Annotated in this window: 22 protein-coding genes; 6 read left to right on the top strand and 16 right to left on the bottom strand. The window is 67.6% G+C overall.

The annotated features are described in order from the left end of the window. Positions 1-9: 9 nt before the first annotated feature. Positions 10-426 carry an Hsp20/alpha crystallin family protein gene (locus LGN17_RS17520; protein WP_226197912.1) on the top strand — a complete coding sequence of 139 codons (417 nt, stop codon included), beginning with the start codon at positions 10-12 and terminating at the stop codon, positions 424-426. 86 nt (positions 427-512) lie between these two features. Here the strand turns inward: LGN17_RS17520 and LGN17_RS17515 are convergent, their stop codons facing one another. Continuing rightward, on the bottom strand, positions 513-848 hold the full coding sequence (locus LGN17_RS17515; RefSeq protein ID WP_226197911.1) for a zf-TFIIB domain-containing protein: 336 nt from the start codon (positions 846-848) through the stop codon (positions 513-515). Positions 849-939: 91 nt separating this feature from the next. Beyond that, a complete protein-coding gene (locus tag LGN17_RS17510) occupies positions 940-1,695 on the bottom strand; it encodes a TerC family protein (protein WP_226197910.1) in 756 nt (251 codons plus the stop codon). A gap of 108 nt (positions 1,696-1,803) precedes the next feature. Here LGN17_RS17510 and LGN17_RS17505 point away from each other — a divergent pair, with 108 nt between their 5' ends. Both LGN17_RS17505 and LGN17_RS17500 read left to right on the top strand, forming a co-directional pair. Further along, entirely contained in the window at positions 1,804-2,697 is an 894-nt protein-coding gene (locus LGN17_RS17505) for a LysR family transcriptional regulator (RefSeq protein ID WP_226197909.1), read from the top strand. Between the two features lie 115 nt (positions 2,698-2,812). After that, positions 2,813-3,946: a DUF2242 domain-containing protein gene (locus tag LGN17_RS17500; protein WP_226197908.1), complete on the top strand. Its 1,134-nt coding sequence runs from the start codon at positions 2,813-2,815 to the stop codon at positions 3,944-3,946. Positions 3,947-4,094: 148 nt separating this feature from the next. On the opposite strand, the gene LGN17_RS17495 is transcribed toward LGN17_RS17500, so the two are convergent. Together LGN17_RS17495 and LGN17_RS17490 are read right to left on the bottom strand one after the other, a co-directional pair. Then, positions 4,095-4,232 carry a hypothetical protein gene (locus tag LGN17_RS17495; RefSeq protein WP_226197907.1) on the bottom strand — a complete coding sequence of 46 codons (138 nt, stop codon included), beginning with the start codon at positions 4,230-4,232 and terminating at the stop codon, positions 4,095-4,097. A gap of 54 nt (positions 4,233-4,286) precedes the next feature. Further along, the gene (locus LGN17_RS17490; RefSeq protein ID WP_226197906.1) at positions 4,287-5,207 is read right to left on the bottom strand and encodes a pyridoxal-phosphate dependent enzyme; all 921 of its coding nucleotides are present in this window, start codon (positions 5,205-5,207) and stop codon (positions 4,287-4,289) included. A gap of 156 nt (positions 5,208-5,363) precedes the next feature. Between LGN17_RS17490 and LGN17_RS17485 the strand changes: the two genes are divergently transcribed. Next, on the top strand, positions 5,364-6,284 hold the full coding sequence (locus tag LGN17_RS17485) for a LysR family transcriptional regulator (RefSeq protein WP_226197905.1): 921 nt from the start codon (positions 5,364-5,366) through the stop codon (positions 6,282-6,284). Positions 6,285-6,869: 585 nt separating this feature from the next. Here LGN17_RS17485 and LGN17_RS17480 read toward each other — a convergent pair. From LGN17_RS17480 to LGN17_RS17470, 3 genes are read right to left on the bottom strand one after another with little or no spacing between them, the layout of a single operon-like run. Then, a complete protein-coding gene (locus LGN17_RS17480) occupies positions 6,870-7,892 on the bottom strand; it encodes a histone deacetylase family protein (RefSeq protein ID WP_226197904.1) in 1,023 nt (340 codons plus the stop codon). Positions 7,893-7,925: 33 nt separating this feature from the next. After that, positions 7,926-9,197, bottom strand: coding sequence for a Zn-dependent hydrolase (locus tag LGN17_RS17475; protein WP_226197903.1), 1,272 nt, complete (start codon positions 9,195-9,197; stop codon positions 7,926-7,928). A 31-nt stretch (positions 9,198-9,228) separates the two neighbouring features. Then, positions 9,229-10,539, bottom strand: coding sequence for an MFS transporter (locus tag LGN17_RS17470; RefSeq protein WP_226197902.1), 1,311 nt, complete (start codon positions 10,537-10,539; stop codon positions 9,229-9,231). Between the two features lie 190 nt (positions 10,540-10,729). On the opposite strand from LGN17_RS17470, the gene LGN17_RS17465 reads away from it, so the two are divergent. Beyond that, on the top strand, positions 10,730-11,686 hold the full coding sequence (locus tag LGN17_RS17465) for a LysR family transcriptional regulator (RefSeq protein WP_175958135.1): 957 nt from the start codon (positions 10,730-10,732) through the stop codon (positions 11,684-11,686). A gap of 58 nt (positions 11,687-11,744) precedes the next feature. On the opposite strand, the gene LGN17_RS17460 is transcribed toward LGN17_RS17465, so the two are convergent. The 9 genes from LGN17_RS17460 to LGN17_RS17420 all read right to left on the bottom strand — a co-directional run bounded on the left by LGN17_RS17460 (position 11,745) and on the right by LGN17_RS17420 (position 22,685). Further along, positions 11,745-12,815, bottom strand: a complete 1,071-nt coding sequence (locus tag LGN17_RS17460) for a porin (protein WP_226197901.1) — start codon at positions 12,813-12,815, stop codon at positions 11,745-11,747. 161 nt (positions 12,816-12,976) lie between these two features. After that, positions 12,977-14,407 (bottom strand): purine-cytosine permease family protein, encoded by a 1,431-nt coding sequence (locus tag LGN17_RS17455; RefSeq protein WP_226197900.1) that lies wholly within the window; start codon positions 14,405-14,407, stop codon positions 12,977-12,979. Between the two features lie 303 nt (positions 14,408-14,710). Continuing rightward, complete coding sequence (locus LGN17_RS17450) at positions 14,711-15,388, bottom strand: SOS response-associated peptidase family protein (RefSeq protein WP_226197899.1); 678 nt, start codon at positions 15,386-15,388, stop codon at positions 14,711-14,713. Between the two features lie 130 nt (positions 15,389-15,518). Beyond that, positions 15,519-16,148 (bottom strand): NAD-dependent epimerase/dehydratase family protein, encoded by a 630-nt coding sequence (locus tag LGN17_RS17445; RefSeq protein ID WP_226197898.1) that lies wholly within the window; start codon positions 16,146-16,148, stop codon positions 15,519-15,521. A 518-nt stretch (positions 16,149-16,666) separates the two neighbouring features. Beyond that, entirely contained in the window at positions 16,667-18,058 is a 1,392-nt protein-coding gene (gene lpdA, locus LGN17_RS17440) for a dihydrolipoyl dehydrogenase (protein ID WP_226197897.1), read from the bottom strand. A 5-nt stretch (positions 18,059-18,063) separates the two neighbouring features. Continuing rightward, positions 18,064-19,401, bottom strand: a complete 1,338-nt coding sequence (locus tag LGN17_RS17435; RefSeq protein WP_226197896.1) for a dihydrolipoamide acetyltransferase family protein — start codon at positions 19,399-19,401, stop codon at positions 18,064-18,066. 1 nt (position 19,402) lies between these two features. Next, complete coding sequence (locus tag LGN17_RS17430; protein WP_089483685.1) at positions 19,403-20,443, bottom strand: alpha-ketoacid dehydrogenase subunit beta; 1,041 nt, start codon at positions 20,441-20,443, stop codon at positions 19,403-19,405. A 2-nt stretch (positions 20,444-20,445) separates the two neighbouring features. Then, entirely contained in the window at positions 20,446-21,678 is a 1,233-nt protein-coding gene (locus tag LGN17_RS17425; protein ID WP_175951816.1) for a 3-methyl-2-oxobutanoate dehydrogenase (2-methylpropanoyl-transferring) subunit alpha, read from the bottom strand. Between the two features lie 380 nt (positions 21,679-22,058). Beyond that, positions 22,059-22,685, bottom strand: coding sequence for a flavin reductase family protein (locus tag LGN17_RS17420; RefSeq protein WP_226198148.1), 627 nt, complete (start codon positions 22,683-22,685; stop codon positions 22,059-22,061). An 862-nt stretch (positions 22,686-23,547) separates the two neighbouring features. Here LGN17_RS17420 and LGN17_RS17415 point away from each other — a divergent pair. Beyond that, positions 23,548-24,573, top strand: coding sequence for a substrate-binding domain-containing protein (locus LGN17_RS17415; protein ID WP_175951814.1), 1,026 nt, complete (start codon positions 23,548-23,550; stop codon positions 24,571-24,573). Positions 24,574-24,641 lie beyond the last annotated feature (68 nt).

Here is a 24,641-nt window from a genome sequence, read left to right as displayed (position 1 = left end):
GATACCGACATGAATGCGAACCCGACCCTGGCCGAGCGCCAGACGAACACCGTTCACCCCGCTGCCGCTGCCGCCGACGCAGCCCGCCGGCCTGCAATCACGCCGGCCGTCGACGTCGTCGAGAATCATCTCGGCGTCACGCTGCGGGCCGATCTGCCCGGCGTGCCGCGCGAAAACCTCGACGTGAAGGTGCACGACAACACGCTGACGATTGAAGCCGACACGCACCTGGATACGCCGGCCGACCTGCGCGTGCGGCATGCCGAAATCCGCGCGACGCGCTATGCGCGCAGCTTCGTGCTGAGCCCGGACCTCGACACGTCGAGGATCGATGCGAACCTGCGCGACGGCGTGTTGACGCTGACGATTCCGCGCCGCGAGGAAACGCGTCCGCGCCGCATCAACGTGACGGCCGGTCACGCATAAGCACCAACGCGGGCGATCACCCGCACGCATGAAAAAGCCCCGCCGGGTACGCTCCCGGCGGGGCTTTTTTACGACATGCGGTGCAATCAGTCGAAGTCGAACAGGTCGAACACCGACTTCCGGCGACGCTGGCCGTCGTGCTTGTAGCGCTCGTCGTGCGAGCGGCCATCGGGTCTGCTGCGGCTGTCATGCGAACGACCGTCGCGCCCCCACCCGCCGTCGTGGCTGCGCGGCGCCTGCGCATCGTGCCGCACGGGTGTCTCGTCGCGACGCAGCGGCGCGTCGCCGGTCTCGCGTGCGATCAGCTTGTCGAGTTCGCCGCGATCGAGCCACACGCCGCGGCAGGTCGGACAATAGTCGATCTCGATCGACTGGCGCTCGGCCATCAGCAGGTCGGGCGTCTTGCAGACTGGGCATTTCATCGCGTCTCTCCTTTCCGTGCGAATGTCGTCTGGATTCCCTATGAGGCGCGTGACGCCGGTCGCCGCAGCGGCCGGCGCCACACGCGATGGCTCAGCGGCCTTCCGTCGGTGCCGAGCGCTTCGCCTTCGCGCGCCGCGCCAGCATGTTCATGCCCTCGACGAAAGCCGAGAACGCCATGGCCGCGTAGATATAGCCCTTCGGCACGTGCGAACCGAACCCTTCGGCGATCAGCGTCATGCCGATCACGACCAGGAACGACAGCGCGAGCATCACGATGGTCGGGTTGCGGTCGATGAAGCGTGCGAGCGGCTGCGCGGCAAACAGCATCACGGCGACGGCGACGATCACCGCGACGAACATGATCGGCACGTGCTCGGTCATGCCGATCGCGGTCACGATGCTGTCGATCGAGAACACGATGTCGAGCATCACGATCTGGCCGATCGCGGCCCACATCGTCAGGCCGGCCGCGCCGCCGGCACCGCCCTCGCCTTCACCGTCGTGCGACACGTGGTGATGGATCTCGGTGGTCGCCTTCCACACGAGGAACAGGCCGCCCGACAGCAGGATCATGTCGCGCCACGAGAATGCATGGTCGAACAGCGTGAACACGGGTTCTGTGAGGCTCGCGATCCACGCGACGCTGCCGAGCAGCGCGAGGCGCATCACCAGCGCGAGCGCGATGCCGAGGCGCTGCGTGCGGGCGCGCTGCGCCTCGGGCAGCTTGTTGCTGAGGATCGAGATGAAGATCAGGTTGTCGATGCCGAGCACGACTTCCATCACGACGAGCGTCAGAAGTGCAGCCCAGACGGCGGGGTCGACGGCAAGCGTCAGCAGGTAGTCCATGAAATGGGCCGATACGAAAGTGGAAAGCCAGATGATATGCCGCCCCGAACTTCGGAAAAATCAGAGAGAATCTGACTTTAAGTTCGGTTTTTACGAAATTACGCTCCGATGCTCAATTTCCGACATCTGTACTATTTCTGGGTCGTCGTGAAGGAAGGCGGCTTTGCGCGCGCGGCCGCGCGGCTCGACATGGCCGTGCAGACCATCAGTGCGCAGGTGCGCGAGCTCGAGAAAGCGCTCGGGCACCAGTTGCTGCGCCCGGCCGGGCGCGGCGTCACGATGACCGACGCCGGCCAGGCCGCGTTTGCGCGCGCGGAGGTGATCTTCGAGATGGGGCGGCTGATTCCCGACGAAGTGCGCGCGGCGGCCAGCCAGCCGACCGTGCGGCTCGCGGTCGGCCTCGCGGACGGCATCTCCAAGCTCGCCGCGCACGCGACCCTCGCGCCCGTGCTGGATACACCCACGCTGCGGCTGCTGTGCCACGAGGGCGAGCACGATGCGCTACTCGCGGAGCTGGCGCTGCATCATCTCGATCTGGTGCTGGCCGGCCAGGGCGCGCCGTCCGGCTCGAACCTGCGCGTGACGAGCGAGCGGCTCGTCGCGTCGCCGGTCGACTGGTATGGCCCCGCCGCGCTCGTCACGCCGGCCGCGCGGCAGCACTTTCCGCAGTGCCTTGCCGACCTGCCCGTACTGCTGCCGACCGCGCATTCGGCGCTGCGCGCGCGCCTCGACGTGTGGCTGGAAGGCGAACGGATCGTGCCGCGCGTGGCCGGGGAATTCGAGGACAGCGCGCTGATGGCCGTGTTCGCGGCGCGCGGCCTCGGCGTGTTTCCGCTGAGCGAACTCGGCGCGAACGACGCGTCGCTGCTGCGCGGCTTGCGGCGGCTCGGGCGCGCGGGCGACGTGACCGAGGAGATCCACGCGATCCGCTCGCGGCGCGGCGAACACCATCCGCTGACGTCGCGATTGCTGGCCGCCGCACGCGGCACCCCGGCCGACTGAAGCGAGCGCGACATCAAACGAAACTATAATGGCGCCCCGGCCTTACGAGATTGCCGCGCGCTTCTTCCAGGCACCGCCGTTGCGCGACCTCTCGCCAAGCCTTCTGAAAGACGCCATGCACAACCGATTTCGCCTGTTTTCCGTTTCGTGCGCGCTCGCGGCCGCGACCGTGCTGGCGGCGTGCTCGTCGCCGCCCAAGCCGATCTACCAGCAGGAACAGTTCGACGCGACCAGCAGCCCGTACGCGCATACGTTCCACTCGAAATCCGACGCGGCCTGCGAGGCCGCGCGGCGCGCGCTGCTGAGCCAGGGCTATGTGGTGTCGTCGTCGCGCAGCGATGCGGTCGACGGCAGCAAGAATTTCCAGCCGAACAACGACATGCACGTCGTGATCGAGTTTCACGTCGTGTGCGCGGACGCGAACGCGGACGGCTCGTCGAGCATCGCGTACGTGAATGCGGTGCAGGATCGCTACACGCTGAAGAAGTCGAACACGTCGGCCAGCGTCGGCCTCAGCGTGTTCGGCTCGCTGTCGCTGCCGATCGGGTCGAGCGACGACGCGCTCGTCAAGACCGCCAGCGAAACGATTCCCGCCGGCGTGTTCTATGAGCGCTTCTTCAATCTCGTCGAGCATTTCCTGAAGATCGACCCGGCCCGCCGTGACCGCGCGACCGTCAAGGCCGCCGAGAAGGAGCCCGTCACGCCGCTGCCCGAACCCGCGCCGACGCCGCAGGGCGAGCCGATGAAGATGACGACCCCAGTCGTGCCGACGCCGCCCGCGGCGCCGGTGCCGCTTTCGTTGCCGGTCGTGGCGCCCGAGTCGGGCGCGAACGCCGTGCCGGCCGCGGCTTCGGCCGTGGTCGCGCCGGCGGCGATGCGTGCCGCCGCGCCGCTAGCGGCGTCTGGTTCGGGGTCGGTACCGGCTTCGGGTGTGGCGCCTGCATCGGCCGCCGCGTCGACGCCCGCACCGGCGTCCGGATCGGCATCCACGCCGGCTTCGGCTCCCGTGCCGGCTTCCGCGCCTGCGTCCGCTTCCGGCCCGGCGTCGCACCCTGCCGCAGCGGCGTCGGCGCCCGCCGCTTCGGCGCCGGCCGCTGCAACACCGGCACCGGTCGCGCCTGCGCCCGCGTCCACCGCTTCGCCCCCCGTATCGGCATCGGCACCGTCGAGCACGTCGCCCGCGCCTGCCGCCGCCAACCCCGTCGCATCGTCCGCCCCGTCCGGCGCGAGCGCACCGGCCACAAACTGATCGACCGCCAGTATCGTCGCTCCGGGCCGCAACCGGCGCAGCGCGACGATACGCCCCCTTGCCCGTCATTCGTCACGGGAATTTCCACGCCGCCGGCTGGCTGCCGGTCGTGCCGATGCCTTGCGTCGGACACGCCCGGCCGATTCCGTCATTCACGGAGATCGACGGCCGTCCGGCCATCGGCCGGCCTGCGCCTCCACCACGCATACCGCAACGGCGCGCACAGCGTCTGCAGTTGCTCGGCGATCGCCATCACGCCACCGCAGACGATCTCGGCGATACCCATCGTCGATCGCCGTCCAGCCGCCCCTGACCAGCCCGCTTGCGCCGACCGCCCCGCCTACCGCAACGTTGTGCGCAGCGTCTGCAGTTGCTCGACGGTCGCCGTCACGCCGCCGCAGACGATCACGGCGATATCCTTCGCCGACGCGAGCACGGGCACCGGCCGCTCGAGCGCGGCCAGCGCGGCACCGCACGCGGGTTCGACGACGATCCGGTGCTCGTCGAGAAATCGCAGTGACGCGGCCACCGCATCGGCATCCGACACGACGACCGGGTGAATCTCGTGTCGCGCTGCCCATTCGACCGCCGCATCGCACGGACGCTTCGCGCCGAGCGACGTCGCGATGCTCGTGATCGCCGGCAATTCGACCCCATGCCCCTGCGCCAGCGAGCGCGCATAGCAGTCGGCGCCTTCCGTTTCGGCCGCGACCACCGGCACGTCGTGCCAGCCGTTGCGCGCGAGCCCTTCGAGCACGCCACACAACAGCCCGCCGCCGCCGACCGCGAGCACGATCGCGTCGGGCTTGGGGCCGGCCGCCGCCATCTCGTCGATCATCGTCGCGTGGCCCTGCCACAGCACGGGATCGTCGAACGGATGCACGAACGCATCGTGCTCGCCGAGCGCCGACTGCGCGAACGCGTTCGCCTCGGCCCAGCTCGCGCCGTGCACGATGAGCTCCGCACCCTCGACGCGAATCAGCTCGCGCGCACGGGCCGACGCGCTTTCGGGTACGACGACGAGCACCGGCACGCCGAGTTCGCGGCCGCAATACGCGACCGCGATGCCCGCGTTGCCGCCCGACGACGACACGAAGCGCCGCGCGCCGGCCGCATGTCGTGCTTCGCAGACGGCGCCGATGCCGCGCAGCTTGAACGAGCCCGACGGCTGCAGCGCATCGAGCTTCAGCCGGATGGCCTTGCCGAGCCGGCGGGACGCGATTTGCGAGCGGAGATAAGGGGTCGGGATATGAAGCGGCATGGGACGGGACCAATGGGAACGGAGGGAACGCACGCGACGCGCAATTGCGAGCGGCAATGACGGCCATCGTACGGCACGCCCCCCATGCTTTCCAATACCATCGGATGGCGTTTGCTATGCTCCACAGGTATATCGACGAACCGGAACGAATACTGCATGCGCAAGATCGAGCTGCGTCACCTGCGCTACTTCGTGGCCGTCGCGCAAGCCGGCAGCGTGATGGCCGGCGCCCGCGCGGCCGGCATCGTCCAGCCCGCGCTGTCGCGACAGATCCGCGAACTCGAGGACGCGATCGGTACGCCGCTGCTGGTGCGCCGCGCAACGGGCGTCACGCTCACGGCGGCCGGCGCCAGCTTCCTGCAGGATGCGACCGGCCTGCTCGCGACACTGCAGGACAGCCGTGAGCGCGCACTGCGCAGCGCGGCCGGTCAGCTGGGCGAGTTGCGGCTCGGTGCGTTGCCGAACTGCCTGCCGTTGCCCGTCGTCGCGAACGTCCTCAAGGCGTTTCGCGACGCGTGCCCGGACGTGAAGCTGTCGATCGCGCCGATGCTGTCGGCCGAACAGGCGAACGCGCTGATGCGCGGCCAGCTCGACGGCGGGATCATGGCGTGGCGTCAAGATGAGGCGCCGCACCTGTCGGGCGTACGGCTGCTGAGCGACCGCTTCGTGCTCGCGATGCCCGCGCCGCCGGGTGGACGCTTCACCGCGCCGCGCACGCTGGCCGACGTCGCGAACGAGCCGTTCGTCTGGTTCGACGCGCAGCGCTCCGCTGCGCACCACCGGTTCCTGATGGCGCAATGCCGGCAGGCCGGCTTCACGCCACGCATCGCGCAGGTCGGCAGCGACATTCCGACGTTGATCGGCCTCGTCGCAGCCGGGATGGGCTGTGCATTCGTGCCGGAAAGCGCGTCGCCGACCTGCCCGCGCACGGTCCGGCTCGTCGCGCTCGACGAGCTCGCCAGCCGCTTCGACATCGAGTTCGTGTTCGACGGCGCGGCAATGCCGCCATCGCCCGTCGTCGCGCGATTTCTCGAAGCCGTGCGCGATGCCGCCGGCGAAGCGCGCCAACCGGGCTGAGCGGGCAGCCGATACGGCGACCTCGCCCGGTACTTGAGCGACACGATCCGCGGCGCCCGAACGACGGGCGACCCCGTTCCGTCAAACCGTCGCCTTGGCTGCTGAAACACGCTAAACAGCCGCATCTTTGCCGCGAAAATTCTTTCAAAACGATGACGCCGGACGTCGCAGCGCCGGTGTTTTTAAATTGACACCCAAAACGGCCGTTTAACGCCGGTTCGAATTGTCATGGTTCGAAATATACTTCGCGCGCATCCAGCCCTCGTGCCAAAGAGAGGATGCGTTTCCGCCCCGGTCACGGTCCCCCTGTGATCGGGGTTTTTTTGCCCGTGTGCCTTGTCTGAAAAGGGTTTTCAGCGACGGTGCGACGTTCGCTCGGGGGGCATGCCCGCCACCTGTTCACAGACAGTCGGCGGCACCATGACGCCGCTCAACACCGGGCTCTACCTGCTCGGCGCGCCGGCCTGCGCGTCGCTGACGACGTCGAGCGGCACCTTCCCGTTCAGTGCGACGGCGAACGCCGTCGACAACTGCAACATCAATGCGACCAATGTGAGCTTCGGACCTGCCAGCCGTCCGGAAGCGTCAGCGCGCGGCGGCGAATCCGCCGAAAAATGCACGCGCGTTCGCGTCGAGGCTGTCGAGGTGATAACCGCCCTCCTGCACGATCACCGTCGGCAACCCGAGTGCGCCGATCGCGCCGCCGAGCCGCCCGAAGCCGTCGGTCGTGACGGCCACCTGCGATTGCGGATCGTCCTTGTAGATATCGAAGCCGAGCGCGAGCACGAGTGCATCGGGCTGGAACCGGGCGAGCGCGCGCAACGCGTCGTCGAGCCGCTCGAAGAACGCCGACTCCGGCGCACCGTGCGGCATCGGCAGATTGAGGTTGAATCCGTCGCCGGCCCCCGTGCCCGTCTCTTCCTCATAGCCCGCGACGACCGGGTAGAAGTTGGTCGGGTCGCCGTGGATCGACACGTACAGCACGTCGTCGCGGCCGTAGAAGATCTCCTGCACACCCTGCCCGTGATGCATGTCGGTGTCGAGGATCGCGACCCGGCGGTGGCGGCCGAGCAGCGACTGCGCGGCGATCGCCGCATTGTTCAGGTAGCAGAAGCCGCCGGCCGCGTCGCGACGTGCGTGATGGCCGGGCGGCCGGCACAGCGCGTACGCCTCGCGTGCGCCGTCGTTGACGTCGGCCGCGGCCGCAAGCGCGCCCTGCGCGGACCAGTACGCGGCGCGCCACGTGTTCGCACCAACCGGGCAGCTGCCGTCGGCGAGGTAGCGCGCGGCTTTCGCGAGCACGCCGCGCAGCGGGTTCGGGTCGCGCACGAACACGTTCGACATCACTTCGTCGCCCCAGTCGTCGGGCATCTGCTTCCAGTCGCGGTGCGCTTCTTCCAGAAAGCGCAGGTAGTTCATGTCGTGCACGGCCGCGATCGGTGCGGTGCCGCGGTCCGCCGGCTCGCGCACGTCGAAGTCGAGTGACCGGACAGCCGCGACGAGTCGCGCCGCGCGCTCGGGCACTTCCTGCGGTTCACGCATCCGGCCACGCGACAGGTAGCTGCGCGGATGGTGCAGCAACTGCTCGGGATGGAAATAGGTTTTCATCGTTCGCCCTCGTCGGTTTATCGATTCGCCGCGTCATGCATCCTGCGTGGCGGCGGCCGCGGCAACGCCCGCCGCCACGCCGGCGCGCGCGAGCACCGCATGAAGCAGCACGTTCGCGCCGCGCGTCACGTCGGCAGGCAGCGCATCCTCGGCTTCGTTGTGCGACAGGCCGTCGACGCACGGAATGAACACCATCGCGGTCGGGACCCGGCGCGCGAGCAGGATCGCGTCGTGCCCGGCACCGCTGACGATCCGCTCGTGCGTATAGCCGAACGCGGCGGCCGCCTGCGCGACCTGCTCGACGCAGTCGCGATCGAACGGCGTCGCCGGGCTGCGCCAGCAGGTGTCGATCGCGACCCGCACGCCCCGCGCGGCGGCCACACGCGTGCATGCATCGCGTAATTCGCGCTCCATTGCATCGACTTGCGCATCGTCGTGATGGCGGAGGTCGACCGTGAACGTCAGCTCGCCGGCAATGGTGTTGCGCGATGCATTTCGGATGCCGACCTGCCCGATCGTCGCGAGCCCGCGCGGTGCATAGCCGGTGACGATCCGTTCGAGTTCGAGCGCCATCTGCGTACTCGCAAAATAGGCATCCTTGCGATACGGCATCGGCGTCGTGCCCGCATGCGCGGCCACGCCCGTCACCGTCACGTCGAGCCAGCGGATCGCCTGCCCGCCCGTGACGATGCCGATCGTCGTGCCGTTCGCCTCGAGCACGGGGCCCTGTTCGATATGGGCTTCGAAGTACGCATCGACCGGGCCGCCGGTCGCACGCGTGCCGCGATAGCCGCATGCGTCCAGTGCCGCGCCGAGCGTGACGCCGTCGGCGTCCTGCTTCGCGAGCGCATCGTCGAGCGCCAACGCGCCGGTGAACACGGCCGAGCCGAGCATCGCCGGCGCGAAGCGCGCGCCCTCCTCGTTGGTCCAGGACACGATCTCCAGCGGCTTGGCGGTCGCGATGCCCGCGTCGTTCAGCGTGCGCACGAGTTCGAGCGCGGCGAGCACGCCATAGACGCCGTCGAAGCGGCCGCCTTCGGGCTGCGTGTCGAGATGGCTGCCGATCAGCACCGGAGCGGCCTGCGCATCGGCGCCGTCGCGCCGCGCAAACAGGTTGCCGACTGCGTCGACGCTCACCGTCATCCCGGCGTCGCGGCACCACTGCGCGAACAGGTCGCGCCCGCGACGGTCGTCTTCGGTAAGCGCGAGGCGCCGCACGCCGCCGCGCGGCGTCGCGCCGACGCGCGCCATATCCGCCAGGCTCCGCCACAAACGGGCGCCGTCGATTTCCAGCAGGTCTTTCATGTGCACTCCGGATGAATTCGTTCGTCGAGGTTCACTGCGAGCCAAGCGCTTCGGCGGCGGCAGGCCTTGCCGCGCGGCGTGCGTCGAGCGCGACGATGCAGAGCAGCGAGATGCCGGCGAGACACGTGTAGAAGACCGCGAGCGGCCACCACTGGCCCGCGAAGCGATGTGCGAGCCACGTGCCGACGAGCGGCGTCAGCCCGCCCGCGATCGCGCCGCAGATCTGGTAAGCGAGCGAGATCGCCGAATAGCGCACGTGCGCGGGGAACACGTCGCTCACGAACCCCGCGATCACCGAATAGAAGCCGGCCATGCAGACCACCGCGAGCGCGATGCCTGCGATCAGCGAGGCGGACGTGCCGCCCTGCACGAGCATGAACATCGGATACGGCGACAGCATCGCGAACAGCGCCGCGAGCTTCAGGAAGCGTGCGCCGCCGATGCGCTCGGCGATCCATGCGGCGATCGGCTGCGCGACGAACTGGATGATCGCGACCGCGAACAGGCTGTCGAGGATCAGCGATCGCGAGACGCCGACGTACTGCGTCGTATACGCGATCATGAAGGTGTTCGTGAAATAGACGCCCGCGATGCCGATCGTGTTTGCGCCGATGCAGAGCGCCACGAGCCCCGACGCGGAGCGGAACACTTCCGCGACCGGCAGCTTCACCGTGCGGTTGGTTTCCTTCACGCGCGCGAATTCCGGCGACTCGTTCACGCCGAGCCGGATCAGGATGCCGACCACGAGCAGCACCGAACTCGCGAGAAACGGCAGGCGCCAGCCCCACGCGAGGAAGTCGGCCTTGTCCATCGACGTGACCGCGCGAAACGCGATCAGCGACAGGATCAGCCCGGCCGGGCTGCCGAGCTGCGCGAACGACGCGAAGAACGTGCGGCGCCCCTGCGGCGCATGCTCGCCCGCCATCAGCACCGCGCCGCCCCATTCGCCGCCCACCGCGATCCCCTGCACCACGCGCAGCGCGACGAGCAGCACCGGCGCGAGCATGCCGACCTTCGAATAATCAGGCAGCAGCCCGACGCAGACGGTCGCGACGCCCATCATCATCAGCGTCGTCATCAGCGCCTTCTTGCGGCCGATGCGATCGCCGAGATGGCCGAAGATCACACCGCCGAGCGGCCGCGCGAAGAAGCCGACCGCGAACGTCGCGAACGACGCCATCGTGCTGACGAAGCGATCATGCGACGGGAAATAGAGTTCGCCGAACACGAGCGCGGCGGCGGTTGCGTAGATGTAGAAGTCGTACCACTCGATCATCGTGCCGATGAACGCGGCCGTCGCGGCACGCCCCGGCTGGCGGGCGGAAGGAAGGGACTGGGTCATGGGGGCTCCTGGCGCGCGCCACCGCGGGGCGGCGCGCAATATCGTGTGACGGCCGTCTGTCGCGGCCTTGCGCCGCACGCTGCGGCGCCCCTCCTTTATCGGCGACCGCAAATCATTAGTCAAATTTCAAGTTATTATTCGCTGTATAAATTCAACTAATGTCCATCTGGACGCCTCGCCCGGAGACCCGATGCGCCCCGACCTTGCCCCGTTCCTGAACGACCGCCTCGACTGGAACCTGCTGCGCACGTATCTGGTGATCATCCAGGAGCGCAGCGTAAGCCGCGCGGCCGCGCGCCTGCACGTGACGCAGCCGGCCGTGAGTCAGGCATTGCGGCGGCTCGAGGACACCCTCGAACGCAAGCTGATCGAGCGGCGCGGCACGCACTTCGCACCGACGCCTGCCGGCGAAGCCGTCTACCGGATCGCGAGCGACATCTACGGCGGTATCTCGCGTCTCGAAACCGAAATCGACGACAGCACGGCCGACCTGACCGGTTCGATCCGGCTGCTGACGGTAAGCCGCATCGAGTCGCCCGTCTACGACGAATTCCTCGCGGAATTCCATCGCGCGTATCCGCGCATCGACCTGCAGATCGAGGTGATGCGCTCGTCGGACATTCTGTCTTCACTGCTGCAGAAGACGGCCACGGCCGGGCTCGGCCTGTGCCGCACGCCGCACGACAAGCTGGAGATGCGCTGCTTCCTGCGCCAGCGCTATGCGATCTACTGCGGCCGCCACCACCGGCTGTTCGGGCAGACGCAACTGCGGATGGACGATCTGCTCGCCGAGAATTTCGTGTCGTTCACGAGCGACCAGATCGGCGACAGCCTGTCGCCGCTCACCGTGTTTCGCGACCAGAGAGGCTTCACGGGGCGCATCGTCGCGTCGTCGCCGAGCCTCGAGGAAGTGCGGCGGCTGATCTTCGCCGGCTACGGGATCGGCTGCCTGCCCGAGCACATCGTGCGCGACGACATCGCGCAGCAGCGGCTGTGGCGGCTGCCGCCCGACGACGGGCTCGTCGATGTCGACGTGTTCCTGCTGTGGCATCGCGACCGCAAGATGAACGCGGCCGAGCAGGCGTTTCTCGACGCGATGGAGCGCTGCATGCAGCGCTATTCGCTCGCGGAGCGGCTGGGGAAATGACGGCGCGAACGCGCCCGGGGAAAGCGCCGGGCGCACACGGCCCGGCGCGTCGACGACGTCAGAAGCGATGCACGATGCCGAGCTGCACACCGCGCGCATTCGCACCCGGATACGCGAGCGGCAGGCCGGGGTTCGCCGCGCCGGCGAGCGTATAGCCGGCCTGGTTGCGGTTGCGCAGGTACGACAGCGCGCCGTAGAAGCTCGTGCGCTTCGACAGGTCGTATTCGTACATCAGCCCGAGCTGGTCCGCATTGTTGCCCTGCGACGACTGGTCGTGCAGATACGCGTAGCCGAGCGCCACGTAGTTGGCCGGATTGAACTGGTATTTGACCGACAGCCCGTACACGCGCGAATCGATGCCAAGATCGGCCCACTTCACCGCGGAGAAGCCGCCGTACACGGTTGCCTTGCCGATCTCGTACGACGCGCCGGCCATGATCGTGCGATCGGTGGTGCTCGCCGTCGCGTTCTTCAGCCACTGGCCCGCGACGAACGCGCCGAACGGCCCGTGTTCGTAGGTCAGGTCGAACTGCTGGCTGGAGCCCGCCGAGCGCACGCCGCCCGCATCGCCGAACCCGAAGTACAGCCCGCCCTGGAAGCCCGCGATCTCCGGGCTCTGGTACGACAGCGTGTTGCTGGTGCGGAACGCGAACACGGTCAGGTTGTCCATGCCGGACGCCTGCGTGACGCCGCCGAACGCATCCTGGCCGCCCTGGTCGTTGAACAACGGCGAATTCTGGCGGCCCGCGCGCACCTTGCCCCACTGCCCCGCGATGCCAACCCACGCCTGCCGGTTGAACAGGCTGCCCGAACTCGCCAGCGAACCGTCGTTCGGGTTGAAGCCGTTCTCCAGCGCGAACTCGATCTTCTGCCCGCCGCCGATATCCTCGCCGCCCTTCAGCCCGAACCGGCTGCCCCACTGGCCGCCCGAATTGATCGCCGCCGTATAGCCGTTGCCCGTATTCACGACCTGCGCGAACTCGTCGATCACGCCGTACAGCGTGACGCCGTCCTGCGCGAACGCGGCGCCTGGCCCGGCGACGCACGCCACCGCGACCGTCATGCGAAGACCGGCGTGCGCCCTCCGCGCCCGGGAATCGCTCCCGCTGGCTTTCATTTGTTTAGTCATACTATTCAATAGTCAGAGAATGAAACGACACCGCGCGCGGCAGTTGCGCCGCACCGGCATCGCGGGAAAGGAAACCTGGGGAGGAGCCCGGCGCAGGCAGCGTCCGGCTCGCGCCGCATTCGAGCCGGCCGCCGGCCGGCCCGAATGCGCGCGACGTGTCGTCAGTGGTGAACTTCGCCGCGCTCGAGCGGCAGGATCAGGCGTTCGGGAATGCTGCGACGCGACGCGCGCGCGCCGATGTAATACAGCACGGCCGGCACGACCAGGCCGAGGATCCACGAGATGTCGGTGCCGCCGAGTGCGTCGACGAGCGGCCCCGTGTAGAGGTGCGTCGACATGAACGGCAACTGCACGAGGATGCCGACCACGTAGATCGTGATCGCCATCATGTTCCATCGGCCGTAGCGGCCGTCCGGATCGGACAGCGCCGGCACGTCGTAGCGCGAGCGCGTGAAGCAGTAGTAGTCGACCAGATTGATCGCGCTCCACGGCGTGAAGAACGCGAGCAGGAACAGGATGAATGCGGTGAATTCCTTCAGGAACGAATGGCGGCCCGCGAGCGCGATGAGCGTCGATACGCAGATCATCCCGAAGATGTAGACGAGGCGGCTGCGCGACGACACGGCACCCTTGCCGCGGAAGCCGCTGACGATCGTCGCCATCGACATGAAGCTGCCGTATGCGTTGAGCGCCGTCACCGTCACCTTGCCGAACGCGATGCTGAAGTACAGCAGCGCGGCCACGGCGCCGGTCGAACCGAGGCCGACGATATACGACACCTCATGGTGCGCGAACTGGCTGCCGGCGAGTGCTGCCGCAAACACGCCGAACACCATCGCCGCCTGCGCGCCGATCACCGAACCCAGGCCGACCGCGACGAACGTCGCGACCGACGACGTCGAGCGCGGCAGGTAGCGCGAATAGTCGGCGACGTACGGGCCGAACGCGATCTGCCACGACGCCGACAGCGACATCGACAGCAGGAAGCTTGCGAGCGTGAAATGCTTGTTCGCCAGCAGCGCGCCGATATCATGGTTCGCGAACAGCTGCGTGAACATGTAGACGAACGCGGCGATGCCGACCACGCTCGCGATCCGGCCGACGGCATGGATCGCGCGATAGCCGAACACGGTCAGCACGACGATCACGGCCGCGAACAGCAGGATGCCGGCCGCGTCGTCGACGTGCAGCAACTGCGCGACGGCCTGCCCGGCCAGCACCGAGCCGCTCGCGGAAAAGCCGATGTACATCAAGCACACGAGCACGATCGGGATCATCGCGCCATAGACGCCGAACTGCACGCGGCTCGAGATCATCTGCGGCAACCCGAGTTGCGGCCCCTGCGCGCCATGCAGCGCCATCACCGCGCCGCCGATGAACTGGCCGAGCAGCAGCGCGACCAGCGACCAGAACACGTCACCGCCGAGCACCACGGCGAGTGCGCCCGTGACGATCGCCGTGATCTGCATGTTGGCCGACAGCCACAGCGTGAACTGGCTCAGCAAGCCGCCGTGGCGCTCGGCGTCGGGAATGAAGTCGATCGAACGTACCTCGATCAGGCCGCCGGCTTTTCCACTGGGATTCGTTGACACGGGGAAATCTCCAAAATACTCAGGATCACAAATGGTTTGAACGAGACGGGAATCTGCGAGCCGCCCTTTCGGCTCTGCGGGTGCGGGGCGCCGTGGATCGCCGGCATGCGCCGCGCACGCATGGTCTGCGCACGGGCACGCAAGCGGCACGACGTGTGCCGACATTGCCAGCGGATGATCTTGTATATACAACTTGCGAGGTATCGGTGATTACCCGAAATCGGCCGATTTTCGAAATTGTTCGAACCATCGGGATACGTTCGACCGGTTTGATCGAAAGCGGAATGTCGGATGAATGAAAGCTCAGCTGCGTGCGGGCGATGCCTGATCGGGCTCGGCCGTCATGTCGGCGGCGGGAAGCAGGTTCAGCATGCGTCGGGCGGCCTCGACGTCACGCACATGCAGCCATTCGTCGTAGTCGTCGCGACGCAGCATCACGACGCCCCGCTTCTCTTCGCCCGGCCGATGCATCCGCGCGAACAGCGGGTGCGAGTCGGCGTTGACCGTGAGCATCGCCATGCCCACGCGTTCACGGCCGTCGTCGCCTTCGTAGCGCCGCCAGATGCCAGCGACGCAGCATGGTTGCCAGCCGTCGATGCCGATCCGCTGCCACACGTTGCGACCGGTTTCGTAGCAGGGTTCGACGATCCAGCGCACCGGAATCAGGCAGCGCTGTCCGTTGCGCCACGCATTGCCGTAGAGCCGCGACGAGCCGACCGTTTCCGCGCGCGCGTTCATCGTGTCGAGTTTCTTCCTTCGACGGCCGTTCTCGTCGACTCGCTCCGGCTGCATGAATTTCGGCCAGAAGCCGAACACGGCCGCGACGACTTCCAGGCCGTCGCCATTGGCGCGCGCGACCGGCGCCGCGTAGTCGGGATACACGTCGGGTGCCCACGGGTCGCGGCGATACAGATCGCCGATGCCGATCTTCAGTTCGCTGATGCCCGGGTCTTCGTCAGGGGCGCGGTAGTGAGTGCACACGGCTCGGCGGACGATGGGAAGCCATGTTTCCATCGTAGGTCAGCGTGGGTGCCATGCTCGCGCTATTGCTTGGTATGACGAAACAGTTTTACGAAGCGATGACGCGCCGCGCGTTGCCCGACGCGTGCCGTCACGCGAGCTGGTCCGACGCGATGACCTGCACGCCCGGCCGCGCGTCGATTGCCGCATCGAGCATCGCGCGGGCGATCCGCGACGCGTGATTCACGCGCCACTTCGCCGGCAACATGGGGCGGGCCAGGTTCAACACGGACACCAGCAACCGCTCGCCGAACCTGAATTCGTCGCGGCTGCCGCCGATCAGGCCGGGCCGCACATAAGTGAGCGACGCGAACCCGACGCCGGCGAGCGCCTGCTCGACCTCGCCCTTCACGCGGTTGTAGAAGATGCGCGACGCCGCATCTGCGCCGAGTGCGGAATTCAGCACGTAAACCGGTGTGCCGTAGCGGTGTGCGAGCCGCGCGACCGCGAGCGGATAGTCGTGGTCGACACGCCGGAATGCCGCCCGCGAGCCGGCGGCCCGCATCGTGGTGCCGAGCGTGCAGATCACGGCATCGGCATGCCACCAGTCGGCTGCGTCGGGCAGATGGTCGAAATCGACCTCGAGCGCGCGCATCTTCGGATGCGGCGACAACGGGCGGCGCGCGAGGACGATCACCTGATCGACCCGCGCATCGGCGAGCGCGACTTCGAGGACGTGACGCCCGACGAGTCCGGTCGCGCCGACGAGCAGCAGTTTCATGTCCGGTTCTTCCGTGTGGAGCCTGCGTTGGCGGGCCGGGAACGGCCCGGTTTCCGGCTTCCCACATGATCGTCGGCCGCCCCGGCGCCGACAACCTTCCAACATCTCGAAAAGTTACAGACCGCGCCCGATCCGGATCGCTAAATTGATGCGGCACGCCATCGGCCGCAGTTCATCCACGCCTCGATTCGTCGCATTTTCACAATTGATTTAGCATCCTTAATCGCATCTAATCTCTAGAAACAAAAGTTTCTTGGATATTCACACGATATCTCAATATCAACCAACGAAAGAAAGCGCATTCATTTTTCGCTGCTTTGCATTACGCCTATATTTCACTCCGTAAGATTCATCTGATTCGTCTGATGGTCGACGGCAGCATCGGGCATTCGTGGTGATGCGATGCGGGCCGGCGCATGACGTGGTCCAGGCCCGCCCCGCCACAGCAACGAAAAAGCCCGTGAGCATCCGGATGCTCACGGGCTTTGCTACGTCTGCGATGCCGTGCGCGGGACGCGTCAGACGTGCAACGCATGCCCGAGCGCACGCAGCGCGGCTTCCTGCAGCGCTTCGCCGAGCGTCGGGTGCGCATGGATCGTGCCGCCGATGTCCTCCAGCCGCGCGCCCATCTCCAGCGACTGCGAGAACGCCGCGGCCAGTTCCGACACGCCACGCCCGACCGCCTGCCAGCCGACGATCAGGTGGTTGTCGCGCCGCGCGACGACGCGCACGAAGCCGTCGGTCGCCTGCAGCGTCATCGCACGCCCGTTTGCCGCGAACGGGAACGACGCGCTCACGCAATCGACATCGGCCGCACGCGCGTCGTCCGGCGACCAGCCCGCCGTAACGATCTCCGGATCGGTGAAGCACACGGCCGGGATCGACGCGGGCATGAACTTGCGGCGCTTGCCGGCGATCAGCTCGGCCACCATCTCGCCCTGCGCCATCGCGCGATGCGCGAGCATCGGCTCGCCGGCCACGTCGCCGATCGCCCAGACGTTGCGCATCGAGGTTCGGCATTCGTCGTCGATCCACAGTGCGCGGCCGTTGCGATCGAGCGGCAGCGACTCGAGCCCGAAGCCGTCGACCCGCGGCCGGCGGCCGACCGCGACCAGCACGCGATCGGCCTGCAGCGTCTGCTCCGCGCCATCGGCGGCCTGCACGCGCACCGCGCCGTGTTCCGCGAGCCCGAGCACCGTGTGGCCGAGCAGCAGCCGCACGCCCAGCCGCGCGAGCGAATCGGCAACCGGCCGCGCGAGTTCGGCATCGTATGCAGGCAACACGCGCTCCGCCGCTTCGACGACACTGACGTCGACGCCGAGCTTGCGGTAGACGATCCCGAGTTCGAGCCCGATGTAACCGGCCCCGACGACGACCAGCCGCTTCGGCAACGTCTCGGGCGACAGCGCCTCGGTGGACGACACGACATGGCCGCCGAACGGCATCGACGGCAGCGCGACCGGTTCGGAGCCGGTCGCAAGCAACAAGTGCTCGCAGCTGATTCGCGTCGTGTGGCCACCGGCGACGACATCGACGGTCTTGCCGTCGACCACGTGCGCATCGCCGTGCAGCACGCGCACGCCGTTCTTCTTGAGCAGCGCGCCGACGCCGCGCGTCAGCCGGTCGACGATACCGTCCTTCCACGCGACGCTTTTCGCGATGTCGATCTCGGGCGTGCGCACGCGAATCCCGAGCGCGCCCTCGCCCGCGTGGCCGCGGGCCTGTTCGAATGCGTCGGCCACGTGGATCAGCGCCTTCGAAGGAATGCAGCCGATGTTCAGGCACGTGCCGCCGAGCCGGTCGCGCTCGACGAGCACGGTCGGAATGCCGAGCTGGCCGGCGCGAATCGCGGCGACGTAGCCACCCGGTCCACCGCCGATCGCGAGCAGCGTGGTGTGTTCATTCTTCATCGCGCTCACTCCACGAACAGCAGTGCCGGGCGCTCGAGCACCGCACGCACGGCCTGGATGAATTCGGCCGCGTCCGCGCCATCGACGACGCGATGGTCGAACGACGACGACAGGTTCATCATCTTGCGGGCGACGATCGCGCCGTCGCGGATCATCGGCCGCTCGACAATGCGGTTCACGCCGACGATGCCGACTTCAGGATGATTGATGACCGGCGTCGACACGATGCCGCCGAGCGCGCCGAGGCTCGAGATCGTGATCGTCGAGCCGCTCAGCTCGTCGCGCTGCGCGCGGTTCGCACGCACTGCTTCGGCGAGCCGCGCGATTTCGGCGGAAATCGACCACACGTCGCGCGCTTCGGCATGACGCAGCACGGGCACCGTGAGGCCACCGTCCGTCTGCGTCGCAACACCCATGTGCACCGCACCGTAGCGCGTGACGACACCCGCTTCGTCGTCGAAACGCGCGTTGATCTGCGGGAAGTCGCGCAACGCGATCACCATCGCGCGGATCAGCAGCGGCAGCGGCGTGAGCTTGCCGCGCGTATCGCCGTAGCGGCGGTTCAGATCCGTACGCAGCGATTCGAGCTCGGTGACGTCGATCTCCTCGACGTAGCTGAAGTGCGGAATGCGGCGCTTCGCTTCCTGCATCTTGCGCGCGATCGCACGCCGCAAGCCGATCACCGGTACTTCCGTCTCATCGTTGCGTTCGTCGTAGCCATGCGCCTGCGCTGCGCGTGACCCGCGCGCCGCACCGCTGCCGGTGCGCGCATACGCATCGAGGTCCGCATGCAGGATCCGCCCTGCCTCACCGCTGCCGCGCACATAGCGCAGCTCGATGCCCATGTCCCATGCGCGCTGGCGCACGGCCGGCGACGCGAGCGGCCGTTCACCCGGCGCGAGCGCCGCGCGCGGCGGTTCCACGTGCGCCGCGTGCTCGGCAGGCTTCGCACGACGCGGTTCCGCCGGTGCGTGCTTCGCGGCCGGCTTTGCGGACGATTCCGCCGGCGCCTCGGCCACGGCCTTCGACGGCGCCGCCGCGACCGGTACGGTTTCTACCTTTGATTCCCGCACCGGTGCGCCGGCCTTCAGGTTGCCGTCCCCTTCGACCTCGAGGCGGATCAGCTCGCTGCCGACCGCCATCATCTCGCCGATCCGGCCGCCGAGCTCGATCACCTTGCCCGTCACGGGCGACGGAATCTCGACCGCCGCCTTGTCGGTCATCACATCGGCGAGCGGCTGGTCTTCCTTGATCGTCTGCCCGACTTCCACGTGCCAGGCCACCAGCTCGACCTCGGCAATCCCTTCGCCGATATCCGGCATCTTGATGACATGAATCCCCATCTCACGCCTCCATCACGCGTCGCAACGCTTCACCGACCCGGGCCGGGCCCGGAAAGTACGCCCACTCCTGCGCATGCGGATACGGCGTATCCCAGCCCGTCGTGCGCTCGACCGGCGCCTCGAGGTGGTAGAAGCAATGTTCCTGGACCAGCGACACCAGTTCCGCACCGAAACCGCAGGTGCGCGTCGCCTCGTGCACCACGACGCAGCGCCCGGTCTTGCGCACCGACGCGACGATCGTGTCGAGGTCGAGCGGCCACAGCGTGCGCAGGTCGATCACCTCCGCGTCGATGCCCGTCTCCTCGGCCGCGGCGAGCGACACGTGCACCGTCGTGCCGTAGGTCAGCACCGTCACGTCGTTGCCGGGCCGCACCACGGCGGCCGTGTCGAGCGGCACCGTGTAGTAGCCCTCGGGCACCGCGCTTGCCGGATGCTTGAGCCACGACGTCACCGGCCGATCGTGATGGCCGTCGAACGGCCCGTTGTACAGCCGTTTCGGCTCGAGGAAGATCACCGGATCGTCGTTCTCGATCGATGCGATCAGGAGCCCCTTCGCGTCATACGGGTTCGACGGCATCACCGTGCGCAGCCCGCACACCTGCGTGAACATCGCCTCCGGGCTCTGGCTGTGCGTCTGGCCGCCGTAGATGCCGCCGCCGCAGGGCATGCGGATCGTCATCGGCGCGATGAACTGGCCGGCCGAGCGATAGCGCAGCCGCGCGCCTTCCGACACGATCTGGTCTGACGCCGGGTAGAAATAATCGGCGAACTGGATCTCGCACACCGGGCGCAGCCCGTAGGCGCCCATCCCCACCGCCGCGCCGACGATCCCGCTTTCGGAGATCGGCGCATCGAACACGCGCGACTTGCCGTATTTGTTCTGCAATCCTTCGGTACAGCGGAACACGCCGCCGAAATAGCCCACGTCCTGCCCGAACACGACCACGTCGCTGTCGCGCCCGAGCATCACGTCCATCGCCGAGCGCAGCGCCTGGATCATCGTCATCGGCTGCGTTGCCGTGCCTGTCTCTTGTTGCGCCATGATCACGCTCCCAGTTCCTGGCGCTGACGGCGCAGGTGCGCGGGCAGCTCCTTGTACACGTCGTCGAACATCGAAGCCGGCGACGGAATCCTGTCATCGGCCAGCGTGCCGTATTTCTCCGCTTCCTTCTGCGCGGCGATCACCTCGGCCTCGAGCTCGGCCGTCAACGCTTCGTGCGCGCTGTCGGACCAGATGCCCTTGACGATCAGGTGGCGCTTGAAGCGCTCGATCGGATCGCCGAGCGGGAAATGGGACCAGTCGTCGCTCGGCCGGTACTTGGTCGGATCGTCGGACGTCGAATGCGCACCCGCCCGGTAGGTCACCCACTCGATCAGCGTCGGGCCGAGATTGCGGCGCGCGCGTTCGGCCGCCCAGCTCGACGCCGCGTAGATCGCGAGGAAGTCGTTGCCGTCGACGCGCAGCGACGCGATCCCGCAGCCGACGCCGCGCCCCGCGAACGTCGTGCCTTCGCCGCCCGCGATCGCCTGGAACGTCGAGATCGCCCACTGGTTGTTGACGACGTTCAGCACGACCGGCGCGCGATACACGTGTGCGAACGTGAGCGCGGTGTGGAAGTCGGATTCGGCTGTCGCGCCGTCGCCGATCCACGCGGACGCGATCTTCGTATCGCCCTTGATCGCCGACGCCATCGCCCAGCCGACCGCCTGGATGAACTGCGTCGCGAGGTTGCCGGAAATGGAGAAGAAGCCCGCGTCGCGGTCCGAGTACATCACGGGGAGCTGGCGGCCTTTCAACGGGTCGCCTTCGTTCGACATCAGCTGGCAGATCATCCGTTCGAGCGGTACGTCGCGCGCGATCAGGATGCTCTGCTGGCGGTAGGTCGGGAAGCACATGTCGCCGTCGCGCAGCGCCATCGTGTGCGCGGTGCCGATCGCCTCTTCGCCGAGGCTCAACATGTAGAAGGAGATTTTCTTCTGACGCTGCGCGATCATCATGCGCGCGTCGAAAATGCGGGTCTTGAGCATCGCGCGCAGGCCGGCGATCAGCCGCGCATCGTCGAGATCCGGCGCCCACGGGCCGACGGCCTTGCCGCTGTCGTCGAGCACGCGCACGAGGCTGCGGGCGAGATCGGCGGTGTCCGCCGCGGCAACGTCGATCGGCGGGCGGCGAACCGCGCCGGCCGGCGATAGATGCAGATAGGAAAAGTCCGTCTTGCAGCCCGGGCGCCCGGTGGGCTCCGGCACATGCAGACGCAATGGCTCTGACAGGCTCATCGTGTCGTCTCCACGCTCGATTGTGTCTCACGCTGATTGGGAACGCGCGGCCGGTTGCCGGCCTGCGCGCGAGCTGGCGTGCGGATAGGCACGTCAACCTTGGAAATTTATGCCCTGTGGCGGCGGACGTCGATGACCAAGCCGCTCGACCGCGGTGAGCAGATTTGCCATGCTGCCGCGCGGTCGGCCCATGGCTCCGGCTTGCGGGGATCGGGGTCGAACGACGCATGGAGGGAGCGGGCCCGCCGGATCAAGTCCGACGATACAACGCAAAAGACCCCGCGGAATTCCGGATTCCTGCGGGGCCTTCGTGGATGCGATCGAGGCGGACGATCGCGCGGGTCGCGCGCGATTCGGGGTGCGTTACGGCACGCGCTGCGTCACGCGCCGGGGCGGGCGATGTCGAACCGGCTGTCGGGCCGGACATGGGCATAAGCGGACGGGCCGCCAGCACGAAGAATGATGCCCGCGCCAAAGGTGTCGAAGATCCCGTCCTTCAGCAAATCGTTGCGGATATGCACCGCGACGACCTCGCCCAATACCAGCGAAGCCGCCGTCTCGACACCCCGGTGGTCACGCAGCCGAATGACATCGGTCACCTTGCATTCGAAGTTCACGCCGCTTTCGGCAACGCGCGGTACGTCGACCAGGCGCGACGGGATCGCGGTCAGGCCGCCGAGTTCGAACTCGTCGACACCGTACGGTACCGCGGCACAGGTCTGGTTCATCCGGTGGGCAAGATCGCGAGTCGCGAGGTTCCAGACGAACTCCCCCGTCTCCTGTGCGTTGCGCAGGCTGTCCTTCGCGGAGACACTCGAAAAGCCGATGATCGGCGGATGGTAGTTGAATGCGTTGAAGAAACTGTACGGTGCGAGGTTGACCGTACCGTCGTTGCCGCGGGACGAAATCCAGCCGATCGGGCGCGGACCCACGATCGCGTTCAGAGGATCATGCGGAAGGCCGTGGCCTTGCGACGGTTCGTAAAAGTGATAGCTCGATTGGGTCATGGCGGGTGGTCGCGCGCAACACAATGCGCGTGAAGTCAATTGGCGGGACGTGCGTGCCGAGTATTGCATGGCGCTGCTTTCGTCGCAGCGACGCGGCAAGCGAGCGCGCATGAATCGCCTGGATGACACCCGCACCGGGCAATACCCGCGTGCAATAAAAAACCCGCGAGCGCATGGCTTTTCGCGGGCTTTCGTGCCTTCATCGAATCGCGCTGGACGCGATCGTGGTGCCGGGGACCGGACTCGAACCGGCAAGCCAGTTAAGGCGGCGGATTTTCGTCACACTGCTTCTTTCAAAGCCGGCGTCGCGTGCGCGTTGCCGTTCGTGCGCTGGACTATGCCTTCGCCGTCGCGCGCGGGCGTGCCTGCTGCCCGTGCGCCTTAGGCGCCCCCCGTCTAGTCTCTACACCTTCCTCGCGGATACCGCGAGGCTTGGCTCGGCGTTGCCTCGATGCGCGCATCAGGGGTTTCGCCGAATTTGAAGGGTTCTGCACCGACCGTTTCCGACCGGGCACTCAATCGTTTAAGTCCGCTATGTTTACCAATTTCATCACCCCGGCAAGAGGGCGGACGGGATTCTACCATTGCTTGCGCATGCGTTCCCTTATTCTGCGGCGCCACGTCGCGACGCGCCCCGCCGCCCCACGGATTCATCGTTTGTAATCGACGCCGCCACGCCGCCGCCGGCGATTTCCTCCCGCGCCGCACCATCCCCGATACAATCGAGCCGCGTCGTCCGGCGGCCCTATCCGTCAGACGTTTGTATCGCGCTTTTTGCGAAACAAGCGTCGCCTGCGTCATCGCGGAGTCACAAACGTTTTCGATAATTTTCCGGCCGAAAACGTTTACATCGCGTTATTTCATGACCTCGACCATCAAGGACGTCGCTGCCCTCGCGGGCTTCTCGATCGCTACCGTCTCGCGCGCGATCAACGCACCGCATACCGTCAGCCCCGCCACGCTGCAAACGATCCGCACCGCGATCGACACGCTGCAGTTCCGCCCGAGCCCGCTCGGCCGGCAACTGCGCGGCGAGCGCACGCGGCTCGTCGGGGTCGTCGTGCCGACGTTGTCGAACCCCGTGTTCGCCGACTGCCTGCAAGGCATCGACGAGCGCGCGACCGCAGCCGGCTTCAAGCTGATCCTGATGACGACCGAATACGACGCGGCGCGCGAGCGTCACGCGATCGAGACGCTGCGCGAGCAGCGCGTCGAAGGGCTGATCCTCACCGTCGCGGACGCAGACACGCACCCGCTGCTCGACATGCTCGACCGCGACGGCCCGCACTACGTGCTGATGCACAACGACACGCAACGCCGCCCGTCGGTATCGGTCGACAACCGCCGTGCCGCATATGACGGCGTGCGGATGCTGACCGCACGCGGCCACCGCCGCGTGCTGATGCTGGCCGGCTCGCTCGCCGCGTCGGACCGTGCGCGCCAGCGCCATCTCGGTTATGCGCAGGCACTCGAGGAAAGCGGCGTCGCCACGCTGCCGCCGGTCGAAGTCGACTTCACCGCGCCCGAGCTGCCCGACGCGGTGCTCGCACACCTCACCGCGCAAGCGACGCGCCCGACCGCCCTCTTCTGCAGCAACGACCTGCTCGCGATGGTCGTGATGCGCGGCCTGCGCCGCGCGGGCTTCTCGATCCCGGACGACCTGTCGGTGCTCGGCTTCGACGGGATCGCGATCGGCGAACTGCTCGCGCCGCCGCTCGCGAGCGTCGCGACGCCGAACCGCGACATCGGCCGCCACGCATGGCAGCGCCTCGTCGAATGCATCGGCGGCGCAGCGATCGAACGCACGTCGCTGATCCTGCCGCACGTGGTGCGCGACGGCGCGACGGTCGCGCCGCCAGCCACCGACCTGCAATTGCGCAAGGCCTGAACGCGCGCACCGCACCACGACATACGCACACCACCACGCCACCCCAGCGCCTCACCCTCGCCCGGAGA

It is taken from the genome of Burkholderia sp. AU30280 (genome assembly GCF_020420125.1).
Taxonomy (GTDB): Bacteria; Pseudomonadota; Gammaproteobacteria; order Burkholderiales; family Burkholderiaceae; genus Burkholderia.
Note: the sequence above shows the minus strand (reverse complement) of the source record. Positions and strands in the feature narration are given on the sequence as shown.